Origin of the sequence: Pseudomonas sp. Sample_23 (assembly GCF_004307595.1) — a bacterium.
Classification (GTDB): Bacteria; Pseudomonadota; Gammaproteobacteria; order Pseudomonadales; family Pseudomonadaceae; genus Aquipseudomonas; species Aquipseudomonas atacamensis.
Map to the genome: position 1 here is coordinate 1 of NZ_RCNX01000068.1, position 23,584 is coordinate 23,584.

At 58.2% G+C, this 23,584-nt stretch carries 18 protein-coding genes and 1 pseudogene; 11 read left to right on the plus strand and 8 right to left on the minus strand.

The window, feature by feature from the left end; genetic code table 11:
• The 6 genes and pseudogenes from D8U82_RS17530 to D8U82_RS17555 all read left to right on the plus strand — a co-directional run.
• Positions 1-395, plus strand: a pseudogene (locus D8U82_RS17530) (type VI secretion system tip protein VgrG); the annotation flags it as partial.
• On the plus strand, positions 396-1,268 hold the full coding sequence (locus tag D8U82_RS17535) for a DUF4123 domain-containing protein (RefSeq protein ID WP_125926642.1): 873 nt from the start codon (positions 396-398) through the stop codon (positions 1,266-1,268). It abuts the pseudogene before it with no gap.
• Positions 1,265-4,684 carry a toxin VasX gene (locus tag D8U82_RS17540; protein WP_130886923.1) on the plus strand — a complete coding sequence of 1,140 codons (3,420 nt, stop codon included), beginning with the start codon at positions 1,265-1,267 and terminating at the stop codon, positions 4,682-4,684. The genes D8U82_RS17535 and D8U82_RS17540 overlap by 4 nt, the downstream gene beginning before the upstream one ends.
• Positions 4,685-4,859: 175 nt before the next feature.
• A complete protein-coding gene (locus tag D8U82_RS17545; RefSeq protein ID WP_232245609.1) occupies positions 4,860-5,870 on the plus strand; it encodes a DUF6708 domain-containing protein in 1,011 nt (336 codons plus the stop codon).
• Positions 5,871-5,988: 118 nt separating this feature from the next.
• Complete coding sequence (locus D8U82_RS17550; RefSeq protein ID WP_130902628.1) at positions 5,989-6,486, plus strand: hypothetical protein; 498 nt, start codon at positions 5,989-5,991, stop codon at positions 6,484-6,486.
• A 156-nt stretch (positions 6,487-6,642) separates the two neighbouring features.
• The gene (locus D8U82_RS17555) at positions 6,643-7,470 is read left to right on the plus strand and encodes a glycosyltransferase (protein ID WP_125926645.1); all 828 of its coding nucleotides are present in this window, start codon (positions 6,643-6,645) and stop codon (positions 7,468-7,470) included.
• Between the two features lie 323 nt (positions 7,471-7,793).
• Here D8U82_RS17555 and D8U82_RS17560 read toward each other — a convergent pair whose 3' ends face one another.
• The 6 genes from D8U82_RS17560 to D8U82_RS17585 all read right to left on the minus strand — a co-directional run bounded on the left by D8U82_RS17560 (position 7,794) and on the right by D8U82_RS17585 (position 13,754).
• Positions 7,794-8,378 (minus strand): hypothetical protein, encoded by a 585-nt coding sequence (locus tag D8U82_RS17560; RefSeq protein ID WP_130902629.1) that lies wholly within the window; start codon positions 8,376-8,378, stop codon positions 7,794-7,796.
• Positions 8,379-8,464: 86 nt separating this feature from the next.
• Entirely contained in the window at positions 8,465-8,665 is a 201-nt protein-coding gene (locus D8U82_RS17565; protein ID WP_110598969.1) for a hypothetical protein, read from the minus strand.
• A gap of 11 nt (positions 8,666-8,676) precedes the next feature.
• Positions 8,677-8,919: a hypothetical protein gene (locus D8U82_RS17570; RefSeq protein ID WP_016774112.1), complete on the minus strand. Its 243-nt coding sequence runs from the start codon at positions 8,917-8,919 to the stop codon at positions 8,677-8,679.
• 656 nt (positions 8,920-9,575) lie between these two features.
• Positions 9,576-10,643, minus strand: a complete 1,068-nt coding sequence (locus tag D8U82_RS17575) for a lipocalin-like domain-containing protein (protein ID WP_110598967.1) — start codon at positions 10,641-10,643, stop codon at positions 9,576-9,578.
• Complete coding sequence (locus D8U82_RS17580; protein ID WP_130902630.1) at positions 10,633-13,104, minus strand: ABC transporter permease; 2,472 nt, start codon at positions 13,102-13,104, stop codon at positions 10,633-10,635. The genes D8U82_RS17575 and D8U82_RS17580 overlap by 11 nt, the downstream gene beginning before the upstream one ends.
• Positions 13,101-13,754: an ABC transporter ATP-binding protein gene (locus D8U82_RS17585; protein ID WP_130899468.1), complete on the minus strand. Its 654-nt coding sequence runs from the start codon at positions 13,752-13,754 to the stop codon at positions 13,101-13,103. Before D8U82_RS17585 ends, D8U82_RS17580 begins: the two co-directional genes overlap by 4 nt.
• 138 nt (positions 13,755-13,892) lie before the next feature.
• On the opposite strand from D8U82_RS17585, the gene D8U82_RS17590 reads away from it, so the two are divergent.
• Positions 13,893-15,866: an alkyl sulfatase dimerization domain-containing protein gene (locus tag D8U82_RS17590; protein WP_130902631.1), complete on the plus strand. Its 1,974-nt coding sequence runs from the start codon at positions 13,893-13,895 to the stop codon at positions 15,864-15,866.
• 219 nt (positions 15,867-16,085) lie between these two features.
• Here the strand turns inward: D8U82_RS17590 and D8U82_RS17595 are convergent, their stop codons facing one another.
• Positions 16,086-16,937, minus strand: coding sequence for an AraC family transcriptional regulator (locus tag D8U82_RS17595; protein WP_130902632.1), 852 nt, complete (start codon positions 16,935-16,937; stop codon positions 16,086-16,088).
• A 97-nt stretch (positions 16,938-17,034) separates the two neighbouring features.
• On the opposite strand from D8U82_RS17595, the gene D8U82_RS17600 reads away from it, so the two are divergent.
• A complete protein-coding gene (locus tag D8U82_RS17600; RefSeq protein WP_130902633.1) occupies positions 17,035-17,979 on the plus strand; it encodes a LysR family transcriptional regulator in 945 nt (314 codons plus the stop codon).
• Positions 17,976-18,995 carry an AraC family transcriptional regulator gene (locus D8U82_RS17605; RefSeq protein ID WP_130902634.1) on the plus strand — a complete coding sequence of 340 codons (1,020 nt, stop codon included), beginning with the start codon at positions 17,976-17,978 and terminating at the stop codon, positions 18,993-18,995. Before D8U82_RS17600 ends, D8U82_RS17605 begins: the two co-directional genes overlap by 4 nt.
• A gap of 115 nt (positions 18,996-19,110) precedes the next feature.
• Here the strand turns inward: D8U82_RS17605 and D8U82_RS17610 are convergent, their stop codons facing one another.
• A complete protein-coding gene (locus tag D8U82_RS17610) occupies positions 19,111-20,808 on the minus strand; it encodes a sulfatase-like hydrolase/transferase (protein WP_130902635.1) in 1,698 nt (565 codons plus the stop codon).
• Positions 20,809-21,196: 388 nt separating this feature from the next.
• Between D8U82_RS17610 and D8U82_RS17615 the strand changes: the two genes are divergently transcribed.
• Positions 21,197-22,549 (plus strand): UDP-glucose/GDP-mannose dehydrogenase family protein, encoded by a 1,353-nt coding sequence (locus D8U82_RS17615; RefSeq protein ID WP_130886916.1) that lies wholly within the window; start codon positions 21,197-21,199, stop codon positions 22,547-22,549.
• Positions 22,546-23,580: an NAD-dependent epimerase gene (locus D8U82_RS17620; protein ID WP_110598953.1), complete on the plus strand. Its 1,035-nt coding sequence runs from the start codon at positions 22,546-22,548 to the stop codon at positions 23,578-23,580. Before D8U82_RS17615 ends, D8U82_RS17620 begins: the two co-directional genes overlap by 4 nt.
• The last annotated feature ends 4 nt before the right edge of the window (positions 23,581-23,584 follow it).

Consider the following 23,584-nt stretch of genomic DNA (forward strand, 5'->3'; position numbering starts at 1 on the left):
GCGCCAACGACCACCTCACCGTCGGCGTCAACCAGCACATCAAGATCGGCACCGGCCAGTTCATCGACGCCGGGCAAGAAATCCACCTGAGCAGCGGCATGAAAGTGGTGATGGAAGCCGGCGCCGAACTCACGCTGGTGGGTGGCGGCAGCTTCATCAAGATTGTTGCTGGTGGCGTGACCATGAGTGGGCCGGTGATCAATATGAATTCCGGTGGCAGCCCGGGCAGTGGGACTGGTGCTGCGCCGTTGATGCCGGGGCCGTTGAAGCAAGCGGATACGGATAAAGCCGGGCAGTTGCTGGTGCCAGCGCAGAGGCAGGCGTTGATGCAGAAGAAGCCGATTTGTGCGGTGTGCGAAGCCGCCAAACAGGCTGCGCAAAGGGAGCTACAGTAAATGATCGAGCTACCGCCACTTCCGATTGATCTGCCATGGGAAACCCCAGCTTATCTGCTGCTGGATGGCGTCAGTGTTCCCGATCTCGCGCAGCAATTGTTTCAATGGGATAACCAAGCCTACAGCCTGTATCAGTCCACTCGCTGGCAGGAGTTGTCAGATATTTCGCCTTATCTGATCGAGCTTAAAGGTGCCAGCGATCCGCTCTTGGCGTACTTCAGAGAACATGCGGCTGAGGAGTGGGGTTATCTGCTGTTCAGCGACGCAGATGCGCATTCGTTGTGGGGCCATTGGCGTCACTTGCTAAGCGTGAAGCACCCGAGTGGCATAGAAGTCATGCCCCGTATTGCCGACCCTGCGGTCATGCACCAGCTGTTTGCATTGGCAGAAAAAAAGGGCAGCGCGAAATGGTTCGGACCGGTCAGCCATGTCTGCCTGCCGGACGGAGTTGGCATCAACTGGCATCAGCACATTCGCCCCCGACCCGCTATAGCCGAACCCGAGACCTATCGTTTGACGGATGATGAACTCACTGCGTTGGGCGAAGTAGAATTTCGTAACTTCATATCTGATCTAAATGAGCATTTGCATACGTACTTTGCGGACTTCATGGCGACTTTTGCATCTGAAGATCGTCGGCCCTATGCGCAAGCACTCGCGAATGATGCCTATCAAAAGGGTTTCGCTTCTGAACAGGAAATCACCCTCTATGCGAACGTTTTCGGTTATCTCGCTGGTGAGCCGGTCACTGATCATCCCGACATCGTTCAGCTACTCGCGCAATCGACGTCTGAAGCACCACTGAAACGCGTTGAGCGCGCTGCAGAACTGGCCGAACGCCGTGCCGCCGATCGACAAGGAAGCCAATCGTGACCACTCAACAACCGCCTAAACCCAGCGCCAACACCGCCGCAATGGCCAAGCCGGCGAAAGACACTCGAGTGCCGATGGGTGTGTGCCCGTTGATGAACAAGAAGGTGCAACTGCTGCCTCTGCGCTATGGCCTGGTTCAACATCTCGATCCAGCTGCCGAGGTGTCCATGCCGTACAAAACCAAAAGCCAGCCGCTGGGCATTCGTTTGCTGCGCGATGGGTATCTGTACATTATCAATGGCACCACCGGTTACTTGCACGAATACCGGATCGAGAAAGGCCAGATCACCAAGCTGCTGTGGAACAGTCAGGAAGTATCGGCCGACACTCGGACCAGTTCAGTCGGGGAACCGCATCTGATTTTCACTCGATCTCACACGCTTTACGCCAGTTATTCCGAAATTCAGTGGACAGCTTTCAAATGCTCGCAAGTGCTCAGCTCCAAGGATGAGCGCAAACGCTTGATGCAGCAGCTCGAGTTGACAAGCGCCTGCCCGGAAAAGGGTGGCGAGCATTTGCTGAGTAAGCAGCAGGCGGAGAGCTGGCTGGCCGAGGTCAAGGAGGATCAGTCTCGATCCGATGCCAAACCAGAGGGTTCGAATCAGCAGGAAAGCGTGGCCTATCACTGGGAGGATCAGCCACTCTTCAAGCAAACCACCATTGAAAGTCTGACCAGTAACGTGCAAGGCCCGTACAAGAACGACTACCTGTTTCTGGTGCTACGAGACGACATTGGCGTGATGCGTGATCTGGCCAGTGCGCAGTTGAAAGTGGCTGACTGGATTGAACAATGGAGTGCTGATGAACGATGCCAGGCTCAATACCTTACTGGCTCTTACATACAGTCGCTCTACGACGTCAATGGGCCCCGACTTGACGCTCTGAGCAAAACAGACCCTGATATCAAGTCGTTGAAAGACGACACCAACGAAGAGCAGCAGAACAAGATTTATGAGTATCTGAAGGTTCGCCGGGATAACAGAGATCCGGGGATCTATGGAGACGAAGCGCACTGGCGAAAAATGGCTGAAAAGGATCCTTATGCCCGTGCGTACATGGACATGACGGATTCGCTGGGCAATCCGTTATACCGTAAACATCAAGACACCTTGAATAAACTGAGCCTGCAAAGCTGGTACGCCTTGCATGGCAAGGAGCTCGGTCAGCGTGGCGTCGATGACTTGGTTAACCGACCGGAGATGGAGGCATTTCTCCTCAAACAGCAAATCCTGCTGAGTCACTGGCACGGACGGTTGAAGAACATTCGTGATGATCGCCTGACGATGTTTACCAGTGGCTACTTCCACGGAGCCGCCTGGTACTACGATTTCAAGCTCGATGCGCAAATCAAGCATCGTCTGGAGACTGAATTCGTCTGTGTCGCCGCGATGTGTGCTGACCCGAAGGCCGTCGCGAAACTTGCGGCTTACATGGAAGCCAATCTGCTGACCGTCGTACCTGGGCTGGACACGCTGACTCTGGCCGCACAAGTCGACGTAGCAAAAAAACTCGCGGACTTGAGCAGTTTCTCGATCAACGTGATCTCCGCCAAGGAAAACCTGGCCAACGTCAACGTCCTGACCAATCAGTTCCACAGTCTGATGACCGAGCGCCTGCCCAACTACGCCAAACTGAACACTCAGTTCATGGGCATGCAAAGCTTGCTGGACGAGGCCTATAACCCGGCTCGACAGATGAAAATTGCCGATCAGTTGGACAAAGCTTACGTAACCTTCGCGCGTGCACAAACCGTCGACCCCAACAGCTACATTCGCGAAATCGGAGCGCCTGCGCGTTTACAGTTACTGCGAGAGTTTTCCCGGCAAGGGCTGACATTGCGTGCAGCGTCTGCCGCCGAAATCAACGCCTTCAACCTTGCCCGAGATCAGGCGTTGGACCTGCGCGGGCAGTTGAAGGAAACCTACAAGTTGCGCAATCGCGAATTGTCCCGGCAAACCACCGGCTCCGCCATGCCGGGCAGTGAAACGCAGTACAACCAACGAATTGCCCAAATCAAAAATTCGCTGTTACCTTTGGAACAGAGGCTCTGCGACGCGTTGACGGTAGGCGGAGACAGCCCGGCAAAAATCGGCACGGTGATCGATGGTCTGGATCCGCAATTGCGGGCAGAGATGGGCCGGACCGTACGAGACTTCCGGGCTACAGGGACGTTCAATAAGCCGCTCGCAGGGGTCATGAGGTCGAAGGGGGATGGGATTGCGTTTGCGTTGTTCGTGATTCAGGGGCAGAAGTTTATTGAAGCGATAAGTTCAATGGGTAAAAAAGATGTTCCGTCGTTATCTGACTGGTGGAACTTATTTGAGTCACTCGTAGGTTTTTCGGCTGCTGGTTTTGCTACGGTACAAGGCTTGGCGGTAACAATATTTCAAGCTCATTTATCGGAAATGGTTAGTGCTACAGGCAAGGTCAATACCCTTAGCCGCTTGGGCCGATGGACGGGCGTCGCCGGAGTAGGCGCTTTCAGTTTCGGCGCGATTTCCGCCTCTATTGACTTGGGTAAGCACTCCATTCAATGGGGCAAGGCCTTGGCTAAAGGCGATTACAAAGAATTAGGAGCTACAACTCTCCAAATCAGTGGTGACTCAATACTAGTAGGTACAAATACATGGGCTGCCACACGTACAAGTTCAATCGTTGTTAACATTATGAAAAGCCCGACTGAACTGCGTGCTTTAGCTTGGGCAGAGGCGAGTCCAAGAATTATGGCGATTGGCGCACGCGCCAACTTGATTGGTCTGATCGCGACTGCTTTGCAACTGGTGGGCGAGGGTTTATACAACTATTTTAATCTGGACGACTTGCAAAAATGGATGGAGTCCAGCGTCTGGGGGAACAAAACTAAGAATCGCAGCATGCAGGACGAATGGAACGAACTGGCAAAGGTCGTGCAAAAACCTACTTGTGAAATGATTCGTGATGCCAAGCAGACCTATCTGAAGCTTATAATTCCAGGCGTTAGCACGCAGGAAATGGATACTCGAAAATTGCAATTGAAAGCGTACCAGCAATATCGCGATGTTCCAAAGAAAGGGGGTTACGCGCCCGGCCCTTTTCCCTTGAGATGGCGGGAGTGCACGACAACCTGGATTAGTCGATTAGTCGTAGCCAGTAAAGGCAGCGAAGCGTTGACAATTCATTTGCCGATCAGTGACTCATTGCAGACCACAGATTTTTCCTTGGCATTGACCATCGCTTATCAATTGGAAGCTGAACGTGACGTAATGCACGAAACCTGCTTTGTGCTCCGTGACCTGCATATTATTAGCTCACCTTATAGGCGCGATCCAACGCGCGGTGTCTTTAAGCTTGATTCTGCTGACTCGTTGCCGATTGGCACAAGTAAATCCCAATTCATATTGTTCAAAAAAGAAGATTTGGGGACCATCGATGCTTAAAAGCCTTTTCAAGCGCGGCGCTAAATTCACTACTTCTGAAGCCGCAGCGGACATCCGTAACGAGAGGCCAAGGGCTGGAGAAGTGCGCGTCCGTGGAATGAATGAAACTCTGTTTCTATCGCCATTACCGGTCTATACAGGGCAAACTCAATCCTCTCGCCGGAATTTTTCAGGGATGAACGAAGTATTCCTGGAACTCGGCGGAAGTAATTGGGGAATGGTTGAACAAGGAAAAATACTTGCCGCTGGAATTTGGATGGCATTGACGACAGCATTCATTGCTCCGGTGCTTATCTGTGCTTGGCTCGCACTTTTCAGCCCTCACGGAATAGATCGAAGGTTCGTCGACCTAATTGGTGACTCGTTACTGGTTTTTGCTAGCGGCTCTCTACTGTTTATTCTCCCTCTTGGTGCGTACTTATACGGAATGCTCTCCGGCGTCTTTAAAGCAGCAAAAACCTACCCCGTCCGCTTCAACCGCCAACGCCGCGAAGTCTGCTACGTCGACAGCAAAACCCGCCGCGTCCTCATCGTACCTTGGGAAAGCGTAGTCGCCTGGGTCTCCAACACTCAGGGCGTCACCAGTTATGGCGCTACTCGCCAGTACACGTTCGGCATGGGTCTGGAGGATGAGGAGCAGGACAAAGTGCAATTCCTCCTGCTACCACAACCCAGCGATGCACATGCTTTAGGGATGTGGACGTCAATTCGTAATTACATGGAAGACGGTCAGTTGGTAGATGCTCCAAACCCGATGCTCAAGGCACTGGGTTTGACTCCATCCGGTGATCGGCTCAAACCGTACGAAGGCCTACACACTTTTGAAATCGAACGCGAAGACGCGCGCGCGATGGGGTCGCTGGACGAGGGTGGCGACGAACTGACGCCCGAGCAGCGCGAGCATTACGGTTACTCGAAAAAATCCTACTGGCCATTGCGCCGCTGGTACATGTGGCGCGTGCTGAGCTTCTGGAAGATGCCTTATATGCTAGCCGAATGGGCGCATCGCAAAGGGCGGCCTACCCTTCCGGAACAAGTGCAAACATGGTCTCAGCCGTTGCCACCAGAGCAATGGGCCAAGCCCAGCGGTGCATTGGTGAAAGCCAATCAAATGGTCAAGACTGCCATGGACAAAAAAGGCGCCACGTTCGTCGAAGCGTGCAAAGCGGCGGGGTTACATGGATGAAATGGGAGCAACCACGTTCGTCTATTTATTTTAATTCTTAACATCTGTTAAAAGGTAAAGCCGATTTGTTTCGGTTTATCCGACGCCATAAGTCGGAAATTTCGAGTCTGAAACCCCCATGAATACCCGTCAGATAACGCTTGCCAATCGATGGACCGCAACCCTTCAAAACATCGGCGAGTTTCGCATGGGCGTCGAGGGCTGGGGCTTGCTTCTACAGGGTCCGGATAACCAGACGATCAAATACTTCGCAGACCAGATTGTTCTAGCGAACGACGAGGACGGCAACCAAGCCAACACCTGCATCCTGCTCTCGGTCGATGGTGTTTACGGCTGTTTGCATACGGCCGTAGACGGCGACTGGGTGATCGATTTTGCGCGAGGGATGATTGCCCCTCATCGAGTAACGATTCGCCACCATCACGACGCTTACGACGAAAGCCTCGCACTATACGAACAGCCGGCCTTCAAACGTGCGCGCCAGTACGTCAGTGTTGTCGGAAAACACATCTACCTGACTTTTCCGCTAACCAGAGATGAGGACTTTCCCAAGGTATGGGACGAATACTTGGCAATCCGCAAGCGCCAACTGGATGAGCTTTACTTCGGAACCTGACAATCGCATGGAGAGGTCCGGCAGTCGTCTCCAACCATATACGTCGTCATATTCCCGCAGGTGGCTCCCTCCCAAATTAAGCTTCACCTAAGCTTCCCCCGCTAGCATCCCGGCTCATCAACCTGTCGTCTTGAGCCGTGGATGAGTCCCTCCGACATGAAAGCCTTTGATCTACCTACCCGACCGCATCCCAACTTCAGCCTCGTCCTGGTAAATTACAAAACCCCGGACATCACCCGCATGTGTCTGGAACTGTTGCGCGAGCATGTTCAGGCGCAGGGCATTGCAGTGTGGGTGGTGGACAACGATTCGGCGGATGCCAGCCTCGATTATTTGCGTTCGCTGGACTGGATCAATCTGATCGAGCGGCCGTCGCCGGGCAAGGAAATGGGGCATATTGCCCATGGCAAGGCGTTGGATCTGGCCTTGGCGAAAGTTGAGACCGATTACTTGTTTCTGCTGCACACCGACACCTTTGTCTACGACATGGAAGTGTTTGCGATGATGATGCGCGAATGCACGAAAAATGCGGACATGGCGGCGGTGGGTTGTGTTGAGCAACTTGATCGTGGGTTACTGCGTGATACCTGGCGTTTAACTTCGCGGTTCTGCAAACATCATGTTCGTCGGCTCAAAGTTCATCTTGGCCTGCGTTCGAAGCCGCCACGCCCGTATAAAGAAACCCATTTGAAAAGTTTCTGCACGCTGTGGAATGCGCGGCTGATGAAGTCGCTGGGTTTGCACTTCTGTATGGATGAGGAGGTGCCTGGTTACACGCTTCAGGATCGAATGGTCGGGTTGGGCTATGGCATCAGGTTCCTCTCGCCGCGGAAGATTTTCCGCTATCTGGATCACATCCAGGCCGGCACCGTCGCGGCGGCGGGCACGTATGGCAAGGATCATCGCCGGACAAAAATGTACCAGCAGACCCTCAAACGCTTGCAGGATCAGTATGGCAAAGCCGGCATGCAAGCTTCGACTTGATCGAAAACAATAAAAAAGGGCGACTGAAAAGTCGCCCTTTTTGTTTGCAGATTCTGTATACAACTTTTGCAAGTAGTGGAGTTCGCCCAGTGTAATGGCCTGGCAATCCATGCACCGGTAAAGAGCCCTGACACTGGGCGAACGCCGAGGATTTTAATTCAAACAAGTGGGCATGTCGTCATGGGCAAACATGAAATTTTTGAACTGAAAAGTTAAAAACTGTGTTTTACCGATTTTCCCCGGGAATTGTCTTACAAAAAACTTTATATGATTGCTCTCATACATAAAATTGTACAAGAGCAATAAACTTGTAGAGCTAATACTCAACTATCGTGCTGACTGGTCACTTTCAAGATATCGGTATAAGTGACAATAACGCTCTGCCCTACTTTCAGATCCTTCAACTTGGCCTGAATCTCCGGCTTCTTCACATCGAGCGTCTTCGATTGTCCGGATGGATTTTGGAGGGTGACCTGATTGGTCTTCGAATCGATTTTGCTGATTTTCAGCTGCACCTGAACCTGACGATAAGCCTCGCCACCAGGGTTATCGCTGCCCGGGGCCTTGCGCAGTTCGCCGGTACGTTCGGTGGTGCCTGGCAGACCTTTATCCACATCCGTATCGAGATAAGCGGCGACAGATCGCTGCACCTCGATCGTCACCGAATCGCCAACTTTAAGTTTGGCGAGGTTTTTCGCTTTGTCGCTGAGCTGAACGTGGACCTGACGACCCTCGGGGCCTTCCAGCACGACCTGGTGATTGGCCGGGTCGACGGCGAGCACTTTGGTGGTAACGGAATCGGCCTCAACGACGGCGGATAACGGAATGTCGGCAGCCAGAGCGCCGAAACTCGTGACAGAAAGCAGCGTTGCGAGAGTGATGGCCTTGGCCAGAGCGTCGAGCTTCATATGCATTACTTTCCCTGTGATGAAATGGCGACGCCCGCCACTGAAACGACTTCAGCGGCGGGCGTGCCAGTGAGCATAGACGCTGTTCAGGGCTTGACTTGAGTTTGTGGCCCTCGGGTGTGCGGCTTGGCGGTGTCCTGCGCAGTGGATTCGCCACTCGGCGTGCCTTTGCCGCTGTCCTGCCGCTGCTTGGGATCGGTCGGGCGCAGCGCATCGTTATCGCGTTCGGTTTCGCCGGCCGGGCGCGGTTCGTCGGGATTGTCGTTCTGGTTGATGGTCTTATTCATGGCAGAAGTCCTCAGGCTTCGGGATCGTCGAGTTCGCGGGCGACGTTGACCTCGGGTGACTGCTTGTGCAGATCATCGGCTTTGGCGCGCAACAACTGCCATTGCTCAAGATCAATCGCGCCTTGGCCGAGCAGGTCATCGGCGATGCGCTGCAGATCGAAATAGTGAGCGTCGGGCGATTGCTGCCAAAGCGTCTGATCGTCGAACAGGCGTTGCCAGGTGTTGAGGTCTGGGAGTTGCACGTCGTCGCTCATGGGTGAGTCCGAAAATGGCGGGTTTCTGGGTAGAGCCTATTGGCGAAGGGAGAGTTCCGAGCGGTTTGATTAGTGGCGACCTTGCTGACGCCATCGCTGGCAAGCCAGCTCCCACAGGGATTGGGGTTAAGCTGTAATTCATCGGTGTTTTTGAGATAGCTATCGCGAGCAGGCTCACTCCTACAAGAGCAAGAGCAAGAGCAAGAGCAAAAGCAAAAGATCGCAGCCTTCGGCAGCTCCTACAGTCCCACGTTCACCTATAGGCCGAGTGTCAGCTCGCCTGCTCTTGATCTTGATCTTGATCCACCGGCGACGTCGGAAGGCTGAGTGGAGGGATTGATCCGGGCGTGGGAGCGCAGCGACCGTCTGGCGCAGCCAGACACAGCGGAAGGAGGTGCAGCGAAGCAAACCGTAGCCGCTGCGCCCGGATCGATCCCGCAGCGAAGGAACCCGAGCCTGCGAGGGCCGAACGTAGGAGCTAGCGTTTTTTGCTTACTTTTTTTGGCGCTTGTAAAAAAGTAAGTCGCCGTAAGGGCGAAACCCTAAGCAGCCGTTACCGCAGCAACGGATATGTACCCGGTCAAGCAGAACAAATCATCGCTCGACAAAAAGCCTTCGCGAGCAAGCTCGCTCCCACAGGGAAACTGCACCTACCGTTAATACCCGGTCATTTCCAGATAGCCCTGGCCAGGATGGCTGCCACCAATCTTCACCGGCCCCTCCCAATACGGAATACGCAAATCCATCCACGCATTGCGGTTGATCGCGTCAACGCTGATATCGAGTTGCTTGTCGGGAATGCGGATCGACCATTTCACCGGCATCGGTCGATCAGCCACCTTGGCCGTATCCTGCGGCACAAGGCTGATCTGCTCGCTGTGCAATGTCTGAATCTGCCCGTCAGCGGCGATCCAGGTGCCGGTCAGATAAGGCGCGCCGTCCTTCTGCCGCATGCGGTAAAGCATCACATGTTCGCCGCTGTCCAGATGCAGCGAGAACCAGTCCCAGCCAGTTTGATTGGCGGTGAGTGGCTGACTGCTCCACTCGCGATCGAGCCATGCCGGGCCGCTGACGGTGTAGGTCTGGCCGTCGATCTGCAGCGTACCGCTGGCCTGAAAAAACGGCTGGCTGTAGTAATACGAGGCCTGACCTTCTTCGGATTTCTGGCTGAAACCGTTGTCGCCTTGCAGCACCAGCGGGCGGCTTGAGGTGAGGCGCAGTTGATAAGCGAATTTCTTGTCACGAGCACTGAGTTGCATATCGCGCAACGGATCCTGCGCCTGACTGGCAAACATCCAGTCATCGATCCACGCTTCGAACGGCGCCAGGCGCACGCCGGCCTGGCCTACTCCGCCCCGGGCGTAGCGCTCGGCGGCGTGATGCACCGAGGGCGAAGTGACTGCCGCATGGCCCAGCCAGATCGTTTGGTTGCCCCAACCGGCCTGCTCGGCGACGGGTTTCAGGGCGCTGCGAAACAGCGTCCATTGCACACCGAAATCATTGCCCTGCTGATCCTTGAGATTGGCGGTGACGTACCACCACTCGATGCGAAAACCATCATGCGCGCCGTGATCGGCGGGGAAGCTGAACACCCGACCGGGCACCACCGGGGTGAAGGATTGCGCCTGATCGCCCATGCCGGCAAAACCCTTTTCCTCGGGTGCAGGCTGATCGCAGCCACCGAGCAGCAGTGCAATCATCAGCACGAGCCATTTAGTCCTCATGGGCAAACGTCCTCAGCAAGTCCGCCGGTTGCGTGCGGTACAGCGAATACAGCGGCCATGCCGAAGCCAACAGAGTCGCCAGCAACGCCAGGCCCATCAGTTGCAACAACTGCAACGGAAACACCCGCAACGGCAAGCGCCAGCCGAATGCCTGCACATTGATCACCGCATCCAGGCACCATGCCAAAGCAATGCCCAGCGGCAGCGCCAACAGCAACGTCAATACGGCGAGCAGCCAGGTCTGGCCGAGGTTGAGCAGCATCAATTGTTTGCGCGTCACGCCCAGCGCCCACAGCGGTGCGAGTTGACTGAGGCGACTCTGGCTCTGGGTCAGCAGACTGATGAACAGCGCCACGCCAGCCACGGCCAAGGTCAGGCTGTTCAACGCCGCCGTCGCGGCAAAGGTGCGTTCGAAGACCTGCACCGACCAGCCCTTGAGCCGCGCCTGATCGACGATGCGGTTGTCATCCAGCGCAAAACGCGCCTGCAAGGCGTTGAGCAGCGCCGGAATCTGCGCTGGGTCGATTCGCAAATTGAAGCGGTTGGGCGTGAGTTGCGGCCAGCCGCGCAACAGGTGCTCGCTGCTGATCAGCACGTGCCCTTTCGGATTGCCGTAGTCAGCGTAGATGCCGACGATGCGCGGCGACCACGTGCCGTTCGGCGTGGGAATGTTCAGATGCTCGCCCGGCCGCAACTTCAGGCGTCGTGCCAGTTGTTCGCTGAGCATCACCGCATCGTCAGTGGCCAGTTTGCCCCAGGGATCGCTGCCACTGCTGTCGAGCAACGGCCAGTGCTGGCGATAGTACGAGTGGTCGATGATGCCGTAGACATCGGCCGGCCAGCCTTGCAGTGTCACCGAAACCTGCCAGTTGGGCAGCACAGCGGTCACGTTGGGCTGCTGCTTGAGCCAACTGTGCATCTCGCGGGCCTGCGCCGGATTGGCCGGGTTGATGTACAGCTCGGCGCTCAGGCGTTGTTCGAGCCAGTCGTTGAAGGTCTGGCGAAAACCGGCGGTCATGCTGCCGGCGCCGATATTGGCGGCGAGCGCCAACAACAGCGCCATCAGCGCCAGACTCAGGGCTGGCAGTTGCTGGCGGCAGTCGGCGAGAAACCATTGGCCGAGCACCGACCGACTGCGCCCGAGCAACGGGTTCAACAACGCGCTGAGCAGCACCGGCAAGGCCAGCGCGGCACCGAGCAGCAGCCCGGCCATCAACACGAAACCGCTGCTCAGGCTGTCGCCCCAGATCAGCGCCGCCAGCGCAATCGCCAGCAGTGCCGTCGCCAGCCAACCCTGTCGGCGCAACCAGCGCGAATACTGTTGATGCCACGCCTGCGGATCGGCCACCGCCAGCAACGGCAGGCGCGCCGCTCGCAGCAGACTGTTGGCACCGGCCAGCAACGCGCCGAGCAGACTCAGACCGATGCCGCTGAACCACCACCAGGGGCTCAAACGCAACTGCCCCGCCACTTCCGCGCCATACAGACCGCGCAGGCTGGCGGCGACGTCCGGCAGCAGCACGCTGGCCAGCCAATAGCCGCTGATCACACCGAACAATCCACCGATCAGCGCCAGCACACCCAGTTCAACCACCAGACACGCGATCAGCATTCGTGCACTGACGCCACAGGCACGCAACGTGCGCAGCAAGCCTCGGCGCTGTTCCAGAGCGAGGCCGATGGCAGCGTGGACGATGAACAGGCCGACCAGAAACGAGAGAAATCCCAAAGCATCGAGATTGAGATGAAAGCTTTCGGTCAGCCGCGCGAGATTGTTTTCTTCTCCGCTGCTTTTGAGCTGCAAGCGATCGTTGAAACTCGCTGGTAATTCCTGATGAAAATCCTTGGGCAGCAGCAATCGCGACAATTGCTCGGGTTGGTCGAGCAGTCTTTGCGCTGCGCCGATGTCGACCAGTAACAGGCCCGGCGCCATGTCCTTCTGCGCGAGCAGCGGCGGCAGGGTCTGGCCGTTCACGGTTTGCGCTGTATCGCCTTCGCGCAAGCCGAGCAGTTGCATCGTGTCCGGGGAAATCCAGGTGCTGCCCGGCGGGCTGAAAAATTCGACGATGCGCTCGATCGGCATCGCCTGCCCGGCTACCGCGGAATCCGTCGGCAGCGACACTGGCTCGATGCCCATCACCTGAATTCGCTGGTCTTCGTGGCCCTTGAGCGTCAGCCGGCCCTGCAACACCGGCGACACCGGCCAGCCCTGACGGCGCAGCTCGATAAACCAGCGCTGGGGAAACAGTGCCCCATTCGGCGTGCTGAGGCTGGCTTGCGGTTCGCCGCCGATCATCTGGCTGGCCCGCGCGTAGCTGTCGCGCGCCTGACTGTTCAGCGCCTCGACGCCGGTGAGCAGACTGGTGGCCAGCCACAGCCCGGTCAGCACACTGAAAAACTGCACAGGATGACGCCGCCAGTGGCTGAGCAGCGCGCGCAGGGTTTGCCGCCAAATCATCAGGCGACCCGTCCGTTCGACAACACCACGCGCTGAGCCAGACGTGCCGCAACGCGCTGACTGTGAGTGACCATCAACAAAGTCGTCGGCGTGTCATCGAGCAATTCCAGCAACAGCCGCAGCACTTCATCGCTGGTCGCTTCATCGAGGCTGCCGGTGGGTTCATCGGCCAAGAGCAATTTCGGCTGCGAAGCCAATGCGCGGCCCAATGCGACTCGTTGCTGCTGGCCGCCAGAGAGTTGCTCGGGATACCGCGAGAGCAGATCGCCCAGACCCAGACGCTGCACCAGATGCGCTTGCCAGCGCGGCTCATGGCGCCCGGCGAGGCGCGCCTGAAAGGCAAGGTTGTCTTCCACGCGCAGGCTGCCGATCAGGTTGAACTGCTGAAACACCAGACCGATTTCCGTGCGTCGCCAGTTGGCCAGTTGCGCTTCGCTCATGGCTTCCAGACGATATTCGCCGCTGCGAATGCTGCCGCTGTCGACCTTGTCCAGCCCCGCCACCAGATGCAGCAGCGTGCTTTTGCCACTGCCCGATTCGCCCATCAGCGCGAGGCTGCCACCGGCCTCCAGCGTCAGGTCGACGCCTTGCAGCACCGGCAACAATCCCTGTGGCGTGGCATAGCTTTTAAAAACGTCGCGAACCTCAAGCATGGGCAAACCCGATCAGTGAACCTGGGCCTAGGATAGCGGCCCTGAATGGTTTTTGTCCGCTGATGATCATCGCCAACGCCGGGACGCGCCATACGCTGCTGGCTGTTCGGCCATAACGATAAAAAACCGGAGACACCCATGCCCCGTTTCATCCTGAGCCCGCGCGGCCTGCTGACCTGCCTGATCACCGCTTGCCTGAGCCAACCGTTGCTCGCTGCTGACGGTGCGGTGGCGCCGAGCATGCAAACCGCCGCAAGCAACGCTGCCGTCCTGCAAACCCTGCCTTTCAGCGACCGCACCGATTTCGAATCCGTCAGCAAAGGCCTGATCGCACCCTTCAAGGGTCAGATCAAGGACGCTGCCGGCAAAGTCATCTGGAACGTCAATGCCTATGATTTCCTCGCCAAAGACAAGGCGCCGGAATCGGTCAATCCAAGCCTGTGGCGACTGGCCCAGCTCAATGCCCACGCCGGTCTGTTCGAGGTCAGCCCCAAGCTGTATCAGGTGCGCGGCCTCGACCTGGCCAACATGACCATCATCGAAGGTGACGACGGGCTGATCATCATCGATCCGCTGACCATGGCCGAAACCGCCAGGACGGCGCTGGACCTGTACTACGCCAATCGGCCGCGCAAACCGGTCGTCGCGGTGATCTACAGCCACACCCATGTCGATCATTTCGGCGGCGTGCGCGGGGTGATCGACGAGGCCGATGTCAAGTCCGGCAAGGTCAAGGTCTACGCGCCGGTCGGCTTCATGGAACACGTCATGAGCGAAAACGTCATGGCCGGCAACGCCATGAGCCGCCGCGCGCAGTACCAGTTCGGCAGCCTGTTGCCGCGCAGTGAAAAAGGTCAGGTCGATGCCGGCCTCGGCAAGAGTGCGCCCAGCGGTGGCACGGTCACACTGATCGCGCCTACCGATCTGATTGCCGAGCCGTTGGAAACCCGCACCATCGCTGGCCTGCAAGTCGAATTCCAGCTGACCCCGGGCACCGAAGCGCCAGCGGAAATGAACCTTTATCTACCGCAGCTGAAAGCCCTGTGCATGGCCGAAAACGCCACGCAGATGATGCACAACATCCTCACCCCGCGCGGTGCGCAGGTGCGTGATGCCAAAGCCTGGTCGCAATACCTCGATGACAGTCTGGCCCGCTACGGCGACAAGGCGGACGTGCTGTTCGCTCAGCACAACTGGCCGACCTGGGGTGGCGAGCGGATTCGTACTCTGCTCGCCGATCAGCGTGACATGTACGCGTTCATCAACGACCGCACCCTGCACTTGCTCAACCAGGGCCTGACGCCGCTGGAAATTGCCGAAGCAATCAAGAAGCTGCCCGGCTCGCTCGATCAGAAGTGGTACACCCGTGGCTATTACGGCTCGCTGAGTTTCAATACGCGCGCGGTGTATCAGCGCTACATGGGTTTCTACGACGGCAACCCGGCCAACCTCAACCCGCTACCGCCGGTCGATGCGGCTAAACGCTCGGTCGAGGCCATGGGCGGTGCCGCGTCGGTGCTGGAAAAAATGCGCAGTGCGATGGCCAGCGCTGACTACCGATGGGCCGCGCAGTTGGGCAACCAGTTGCTGTTCGCCGATCCGGACAACGCGGATGCCCGCAACGCTCAAGCCGAGACGCTGGAGCAGTTGGGTTATCAAAGCGAGAACGCCACCTGGCGCAACATGTACCTGACCGGTGCGATGGAGCTGCGCAACGGCGTGCCGCCGCAGTCAGCCAATACCGTGTCGGTGGATATGGTCCGGGCGATGAGTCCGGAAATGTTCTTCGACTACCTCGCGGTACGCCTGGACAGCGACAAAGCCGTGGCCCATGACCTGACGCTGAACTGGACGTTCGACGATGTGCAAAGGGATTTCACCCTGACCTTGCGCAACGGCGTGCTGACTCACCGCGCCGGTCTGAATCCGGCGGCGGATGCGAGGGTAAGCCTGAGCCGCGATACGCTGGAGAAGATCAGCCTGAAGCAATTGGACTTCCCGACGGCGATGCAAAAAGGACTGGTGAAGTTGCAGGGCAATGGTCAGAAATTCGGATTATTGATGGGCAGCCTGGATACGTTCGGGCCGCAGTTCAATATCGTCACGCCTTAAGTCAAAAGCCCCTCACCCTAGCCCTCTCCCGGAGGGAGAGGGGACCGACCGAGTTGCATGTACGAGATACGCCGACGTGGGATACCGAGTTGAACTCAGATTCCGAACGCCATGAAGATCGGCTCCCTTTCCCCCTCGCCCCCTTGGGGGAGAGGGCTGGGGTGAGGGGGTAAATCTTGCTGGCACCCTCGATAACGATCAATCACCTCAATCCTGCTTTCAACAAACCTGCCCCGGATTCAACCGAAACTGCTTCGGCGTAATCCCGAACTGTTTGCGAAACGCGCGGATAAAGTTACTCGGCTGGCGATACCCCAGCCGCTCGGCTATCCGTTCGATCGGTTGATCACCCGCCGTCAGCCAGTGTCGCGCCATTGTCAGATTGTCCTCACGCGCAGGTGCGCGAGTTTCAGCGTGCCAGTGGCGCAGCATGCTCCGGTGCAGAAACGGGTTGGCGCCCAGCAAGGTCTGATCGAGCCTCGAGCGCGGCAAGGTCAGGCACAGATGTTCGCCCTGCTCCACCGCGATACCCACTCTACGCAGCCAGCCACCGGCCAATTGCGCCGGGCGCAGGCTGACACTCACAAACAAATCTCCAGGCGCCCCGCCCAATCGACGGGCAATGTTGCGCACCAGCGTTATCACTGCCGCATCCAGAGCGAAATGATGCAACTGCCCCTGCTGCGAACGCAGGCGCAAATGAGCCACGTCGCCTGCCTCGACCAACTCCACCGCAACGTAATTGATCACCCTTGGCAAGCAGTCGATGAAGCACTTCAGACTGGCCCGCAAGGTCGCGGACGAGTCGAGCAGAATATTCAGTCCTTGCAGGCAATCGGTCGCCATCCCGTCGGCCAGTTCACAGCCAAACGTCGGCGCTACCCCTGACCGTTCACACTCACGCCACAACTGTTCAACCGCTTGTGCGGCGATCAATTGATGCTGCCCGGCGAGCACTGACGGGCAGATCCCGACGCGCGCCATCAAGCGTTGCGGGCACAGTCCGGACTGGCGAGCATGCGCGAGAATCGTGCGGGTAAACGCGCTGGAGGCGAACAGAGGCTGAGACATGAAGGCGTGCCATCGAAGAACAGGCGTGTACTTATGCCAGCGGACGTGCTATCGATCCAATGCATTAAAAGTATCCGCAAAATGCAGGAGACGCATGATGGATCTTCGCCAGCTTCGCCATTTGGTCGCCCTCGCTGATTACCGCAACTTCGGTCGCGCCGCCGAGGCGATCAACCTCAGTCAACCGGCCTTCAGCCGCAGCATCCAGACTCTGGAGCGTGACCTTGACTGCGAGCTGGTCGAGCGCAGCAGCCGCGAATTTCGCCTGACCGGGCAAGGCCAGCTGGTGCTGCAACATGCGCGGCGCCTGCTCGCTGGCAGCCAGGCGCTGCACAACGAATTGACGCAATACAACGGCCTCACCGGCGGTGAACTGCAATTTGGTTGCGGTCCGTATCCGGCGCAGGTGCTGGTGCCGGAAGCGCTGGCCGACTTCATTGATGCGCATCCGGCGATTCGCACGCGGTTTCATCAGGGCGACTGGCAGCAATTGACGCTGTGGTTGCGCGAGCAGCAGATCGAGTTTTTTGTCGCGGACGCGCGGCACTTTGTCAGCGATCCGCAGTACCAGGTGCACCTGCTGCGCACGCGGCCGGGACGGTTTTTCTGTCGCGCCGGCCATCCGCTCCTCGCGCAACGAGACCTGCGATTGCGCGCCCTGCTCGATTACCCGATCGTCGGCACGCGCATTCCACCGATGATCCGCAAGGTGCTCGCCGATATCCTCGGTGAGCAGGACTTCACCCCGAGCGTCGAGTGCGCACAATTTGACGCGATCCAGCGCGTAGTGCTGCGCTCCGACGCGGTGGGGCTGGCAACGCTGGAGGCCTTGCGTGAACAACTTGATCGCGGCCTGATCGAGCTGCTCGACTTTGTCGACGTCCCCCATGACGAGCCGGCGCTGCAACTGGGTTATGGCATCGTCAGCCGCGCCGGTTTTACCCTGACGCCAGCAGCGCGGGCGATGATCGAGGCGATCCTCAGCGTCGATCAGCGTTTGCTGGCGGCTAACGGAGCGACGGGAGACGCGTGCACAACATGAGCAAAACCCATCCGCAATCCGTCAACGCTTTTTACGCGCCGACCCTGCTGCCGGCCATTGAAGAATTGCTCGCGCGCGGCATTAGCCAAGGCGCAATCGAAGCACAACTGCGCCGCAGCCTGTTCGATCTGCGCACGCCGTTCACGCGCATGCCGCTGCTGATGTCGCGGCGCTTCTGGGCGTTTGCCGTGGAACAGAGCGGCGATCCACTGATCGGTCTGGCGGCGGGTGAACGCTTCGTTTCGACAACCACCAATGGACTGACCTATCTGTTCGATGTCGCCGTGTCGCTGGAACGTGCCTGTAAGTTTTTCGCCGAGTACTTTGCGTTTTTCAACGGACACTTCCGTGTGCAAATCCTGCGTGAAGATGGCGGCGTAACACTGCGTCTGGTCGAAGCCGGCAGTCTTGGTGCTCCGGCGGCGCTGACCGATTACATCCTCGTCAGCCTTTGCAGTCTGGTGCGGCGCAAGTTGCTCGCCAGCGGCGTGAATCGTGATCCGGTGCTGGGCGTGGCTCTGGTGTCGGCCAGCCGCGAGGAACATGCATCGGCGTTGCGCACCCCGGTGAGCGCAGAGCAGTCATGGGCGGCGATTTATCTGGATCCTCAGCTGTTCGTGATGCCGTTGACACCGGGTAATCCGGGATTGGAAACAACGCTTGTCGATCTGCTGGAACAGACCCGCCGCCTCAGTGAATCGACCTTGCTCGGACAGCTCAGCGATTATCTGATCGAAGATCTGGCTTCAGCGGATTGGCAGCAGTTCTGTGCTACACAGCATGTGCTTGAGCGCACGGCGGCAAGGCGCTTGAAGGCGTTGGGCTGGACTTTCAGCGAACTGCTCGATGAGCATCGGCGCTATCGGGCCGAGGACCTGTTGCAGTCCGGGGCGCTGGAGCTGGTCGAAGTGGCGGATCGGTTGGGTTACAGCGATGTGCAGGGATTCAACCGGGCTTTCGCGCGCTGGCTGGGGTGCGCGCCTGGGGAGTATCGGGCGCGGTTCAACAAGGGTTGAGACTGTCGCAGCCTGTCCCGACTTGTTCGCGAGCAGGCTCGTTCCCGCCCCTGGAATGCAATCCCCTGTGGGAGCGAGCCTGCTCGCGAAGAGGCCCGCCCGAGCAATCCAGAACTCACTGCCCCGAAGCCACACTCGCCGGCGCCCGCTCCGGCGTCACGATGCTGCCCAGATCGATATGTTTCCACTCGGGCTTGGCCCCCAACCGCGCATTGAAGCGGTAGTTGAAAGTGAACTCATCCGCCGTCGGCACGCTTAGCGGTTTGCCATACACCGCTTCGATTGCGCCCAAGTCGTAGCCCATCACCTGCAACAGCGTCGGGAAGATGTTGTAGTGGCTGGAGCGGTCCTTGTTTGCCGGCAGATTCGCCGCCCAGTCCGGCGTCTGCAATCCACGACCCTGGATCACCACCAGCGGCACCAGCCCCTCCTCTTCCACCGGGTCGCCGCCGCAATGAGTATTCAAGCCCGGGTTGCCGCGCTCATGCAGATCCTGGCCATGATCGGAGGTGTAAATCAGCAGCGCATTGTTCAGGTTGGCCTGGGCAAACACCCGGGCGAAGAACTCGCCGACGTTCCACAACAGCGTGTTCTTGTAGGCGTTGCGATACAGCACCCAGTCATCCGGCTGGCCGTTGAAACCGTTGCGTTCGCCAGTGTCGGCGACTTCGGTGAACTGTCCGCGGGGCAGCGTTGGCCGGTAGGCCATGAACGCGTCCGGGTACTTGTCATGCACCGGAAAATGCGCGCCGACCTTGTTGATCACGATCAGCTCGGGGCGATTGTCGTTGAGCAGTTCGATCAGCTTCGCCGCTGCCGCCATGTCGCGGTCGCGCACGCTGGTCTGGTCGAATTGCACGAAACTGTCGATGTCGTTTTTCTCGGCGGTGGTCATCAGGTTCTGCAGGTTGCCGGCGGTGCGCTGGGCGTCGATGTAGACCGTGCCGAGCCCGGCCTTTTTCGCGTACTGCCAGATCGACGGCAACGTGCTGTTGATGCGTCTGTAGTCGGCGCGGGTGCCGCCGTAGCGCAAGGTGACGTTGGTGTCGGCGCTGCAGTTGGCAATGGACGCGGCATAACCAAAGTTGAAGACATCGACCCCGGCCGGCGCTTGCTTGAGGTTGCTGTGCACGCCGAACGGCGCGTTGATGTCGAGGTAATTGCCGGAAATGCTTTCGTCGATGATCAGCACAATGTCATGGCCGACGGCGGGCGTGGCGCGCGCAAGCGTCACCGCTTCACGGGGGCCGACAGTATCGTGCAGCGCCTCGTAGGCAAACAGGTTCAGGTAGGCCAGCGGCGTGTACATGATCGGCAACCCACGTGCGCCCTCACCCGCTCGTAGAAACAACAATCCGCTGAGCATCAATACGCCGACGAGGGGCGCCGCTACCCGCAACGTGTTGGGTATGAACAGCGCATGACGCGGCTTGAGTCCGATGCCGAACAACAGCAGCAAGCCACTGAGCACCGCGCGCAGGATCGCATCGCGATACTGATAGGCCGCTTCCTGAATGAAGCCGCCGGAGTACACCAGCGAAACGAAATCGCTGTACCTCAGGTAATCCGCGGTAACCCGTGTGTAAACATCAAAAAAAACCGCTGCGGCAAACATTGTTAATGCGAATGCATGTCGAACGAGAGCCTGACGTATATAGGCAGTTAGATATAACGCGAAAGTAAGCGCCAAAAACATCGCGCCAAAAACAAGTACATTGAAACCCCACCCGATAGCATTTAACCGATCCACGTAATAGTCGGAAAAGAGCAACAGATGGGCAACTAAGAGCAGTTCCTTGGCGTATTTGAACATGGCGATACCGGTGATCGGAAAAGGGCAAATGTCAAAGGTTTGTCGGTCAGAACCTGACACTAGCACCCGGCCATCAAAGCGCAAGAAATGACTGATAGGCGGGGAAAGCGTCAAAAAAACGGTGACTCAAATCTGACACACCTGTAGCGGTGAAAGCCTTTAATATCGGGGACTTAGACCGTCTGTCGGTTAAATAAAATCTGAACAAATCTGCAAGAAATCAACAAATTCAATGGCAGCAATGACTTGATGGCCAATCGCCAAAAACGCCTCAAGTGTTATACCCGTGCAACATGTCATTTTGCTGACACGCTTTCCAAACCCTGCGCTATACCCCTTTAACAATCTCATCCGTAATTAACTTTTCTGGTTTTATTGAGGTGCGCAGATGGACGTGAGCGTATTTGGCACTGGCTATGTCGGACTTATACAAGCCGCTGCACTTGCCGATGTCGGCCATCGGGTTTTATGCATTGATATTGATCCGAACAAGATCAAACAACTGCAACAAGCGGTGCCGCCCATCAGTGAACCAGGCCTGTCCGCAACACTTGAAGAAAACATCAAGGCCGGGCGCTTGTTGTTCAGCACTCAGGCCAGTGATGCGGTGACTCACGCCGAGCTGATTTTCATCGCCGTCGGCACCCCGGCGGACGAAGACGGCTCTGCCGACCTCAGCCATGTGCTTAACGTCGCCCGGCAGATCGCCGGCCTGATGGAGGCCGATCGCACGTTGATCATCAAATCCACGGTGCCGGTCGGGACTGCCGATCAGGTCCTGGCCACGGCCACCAGCGAATTGCTGTTGCGCGGCAAAACCGAGCTGCAGGTGCGCGTGGTATCCAACCCGGAATTTCTCAAGGAAGGCAGCGCCCTCGCCGACTGCATGCGCCCGGACCGGATCATCATCGGCACCCGCGACGACGCTGCCCGCGAGCAGATGAGCGAGCTGTACGCGCCGTTCTGCCGCAATCACGAAAAACTGATGTTCATGGACAATCGCAGCGCCGAGCTGACCAAGTACGCGGCCAACGCGATGCTCGCCACCCGCATCAGTTTCATGAACGAACTGGCCAATCTCACCGAGCTGCTCGGCGCCGACATCGAAGCGGTGCGCAAAGGCATCGGCTCCGACCCGCGCATCGGCTACCACTTCATTTATCCGGGCTGCGGCTTCGGTGGCTCGTGCTTTCCCAAGGATCTGCGGGCCTTGCTGCACACCGCCGAACACAACGGCATGCCGCTGAAATTGCTGCGCAGCGTCACCGACGTCAACGACAGCCAGCGGCACATCCTGTTCAGCAAATTGCGCACGCAGTTTCCCCAGGGCCTGGCCGGCAAATCCATTGCGGTCTGGGGCCTGGCGTTCAAACCGAACACCGACGACATGCGCGAAGCCCCGAGCCGTTATCTGATGGACGCGTTGTGGGCCGAAGGCGCCAGCGTGCAGGCCTACGATCCGGAAGCCATGTCCGAGTGCCGGCGCATCTACGGCTACCGCAACGACCTGCACCTGTGCGCGACCCGCGACGACACCCTCGAAGACGCCGACGCGCTGGTGATCTGCACCGAGTGGAAAAACTTCCGCGTAGTCGATTTCGAGCTGCTCGCCGAGAAACTGCGTTCGAAGGTGATCATCGATGGGCGCAACCTGTACAACCCGGAACAGGTTGCCGCCGCCGGCCTGCATTACAGCGGCATCGGTCTGCGCCACATCGCCCCTGAAGGGCTGCGGCCATGAAGATTCTGGTGACCGGTGCCGCCGGCTTCATTGGTGCTCATTGCGTCCTGCGCTTGCTGCGCGACGGGCATTCGGTGGTCGGCCTGGACAATTTCAACCACTACTACGACCCGCAGCTCAAGCACGACCGCGTGCAGTGGGTGCGCGAGCAGGTCGGCGATTTTCCGCTGGCCACGGTGGATCTGGCCCACGCTTCGGCGATCGATGCGCTGTTTGCCCGCGAGCTGCCACAAGTGGTGATCCACCTCGCCGCGCAGGCCGGGGTGCGTTATTCGCTGGACAATCCACGGGCGTATCTGGACAGCAACCTCAACGGTTTCCTGAACATTCTCGAGAGCTGCCGGCATCACCCGGTCGAGCACTTGATCTACGCCTCGTCGAGTTCGGTGTACGGCGCCAATCAGCACACGCCTTACTCGGTCAAGGATGGCGTCAACCACCCGCTGTCGCTGTACGCCGCGACCAAAAAAGCCAACGAACTGATGGCGCACAGCTACAGCCATCTGTTCGGCATTCCCTGCACCGGCCTGCGTTTTTTCACCGTGTACGGGCCTTGGGGCCGGCCGGACATGTCGCCGATCCAGTTCGCCCGGGCGATCAGCGAAGGCGAGCCGCTGAAGCTGTTCAATTACGGCGAGCACCAGCGCGATTTCACCTACATCGACGACATCATCGAAAGCATCGCTCGCCTCATCGATCAGCCACCGCAAGCCAATCCGCAGTGGGATCGCGAGCAGCCCGACCCCGCCAGCAGCATGGCGCCGTGGCGCCTGTTCAACATCGGCGGGCAGCAGCCGGTCGCGCTGAAAACCTACCTCGCGCTGATGGAAAAACATCTCGATCAGCAAGCCATTGTCGAGCTGCTGCCGCTGCAACCGGGCGACGTGCTCAACACCTGCGCCGAGGCCAGCGATCTGGCCCAGGCCACCGGATTCCAGCCCCGGATAGAACTGGATGAAGGACTGGGCCGCTTCATCGCCTGGTTCCGCGACTACTACCCCACTGCCCGTGCGCCGCTTGCGGCTGATTGAATGC

Bases quoted from the DNA above. Each gene is read 5' to 3' on its own strand.
- D8U82_RS17535 (WP_125926642.1), top strand. From the start codon at position 396: ATGATCGAGCTACCGCCACTTCCGATTGATCTGCCATGGGAAACCCCA.
- D8U82_RS17600 (WP_130902633.1), top strand. From the start codon at position 17,035: ATGGATCTTCGCCAGCTTCGCCATTTGGTCGCCCTCGCTGATTACCGC.
- D8U82_RS17590 (WP_130902631.1), top strand. From the start codon at position 13,893: ATGCCCCGTTTCATCCTGAGCCCGCGCGGCCTGCTGACCTGCCTGATC.
- D8U82_RS17565 (WP_110598969.1), bottom strand. From the start codon at position 8,665: ATGAATAAGACCATCAACCAGAACGACAATCCCGACGAACCGCGCCCG.
- D8U82_RS17615 (WP_130886916.1), top strand. From the start codon at position 21,197: ATGGACGTGAGCGTATTTGGCACTGGCTATGTCGGACTTATACAAGCC.
- D8U82_RS17570 (WP_016774112.1), bottom strand. From the start codon at position 8,919: ATGAGCGACGACGTGCAACTCCCAGACCTCAACACCTGGCAACGCCTG.
- D8U82_RS17605 (WP_130902634.1), top strand. From the start codon at position 17,976: ATGAGCAAAACCCATCCGCAATCCGTCAACGCTTTTTACGCGCCGACC.
- D8U82_RS17575 (WP_110598967.1), bottom strand. From the start codon at position 10,643: ATGAGGACTAAATGGCTCGTGCTGATGATTGCACTGCTGCTCGGTGGC.
- D8U82_RS17610 (WP_130902635.1), bottom strand. From the start codon at position 20,808: ATGTTCAAATACGCCAAGGAACTGCTCTTAGTTGCCCATCTGTTGCTC.
- D8U82_RS17555 (WP_125926645.1), top strand. From the start codon at position 6,643: ATGAAAGCCTTTGATCTACCTACCCGACCGCATCCCAACTTCAGCCTC.
- D8U82_RS17550 (WP_130902628.1), top strand. From the start codon at position 5,989: ATGAATACCCGTCAGATAACGCTTGCCAATCGATGGACCGCAACCCTT.
- D8U82_RS17545 (WP_232245609.1), top strand. From the start codon at position 4,860: ATGAACGAAGTATTCCTGGAACTCGGCGGAAGTAATTGGGGAATGGTT.
- D8U82_RS17560 (WP_130902629.1), bottom strand. From the start codon at position 8,378: ATGAAGCTCGACGCTCTGGCCAAGGCCATCACTCTCGCAACGCTGCTT.
- D8U82_RS17585 (WP_130899468.1), bottom strand. From the start codon at position 13,754: ATGCTTGAGGTTCGCGACGTTTTTAAAAGCTATGCCACGCCACAGGGA.
- D8U82_RS17620 (WP_110598953.1), top strand. From the start codon at position 22,546: ATGAAGATTCTGGTGACCGGTGCCGCCGGCTTCATTGGTGCTCATTGC.
- D8U82_RS17595 (WP_130902632.1), bottom strand. From the start codon at position 16,937: ATGTCTCAGCCTCTGTTCGCCTCCAGCGCGTTTACCCGCACGATTCTC.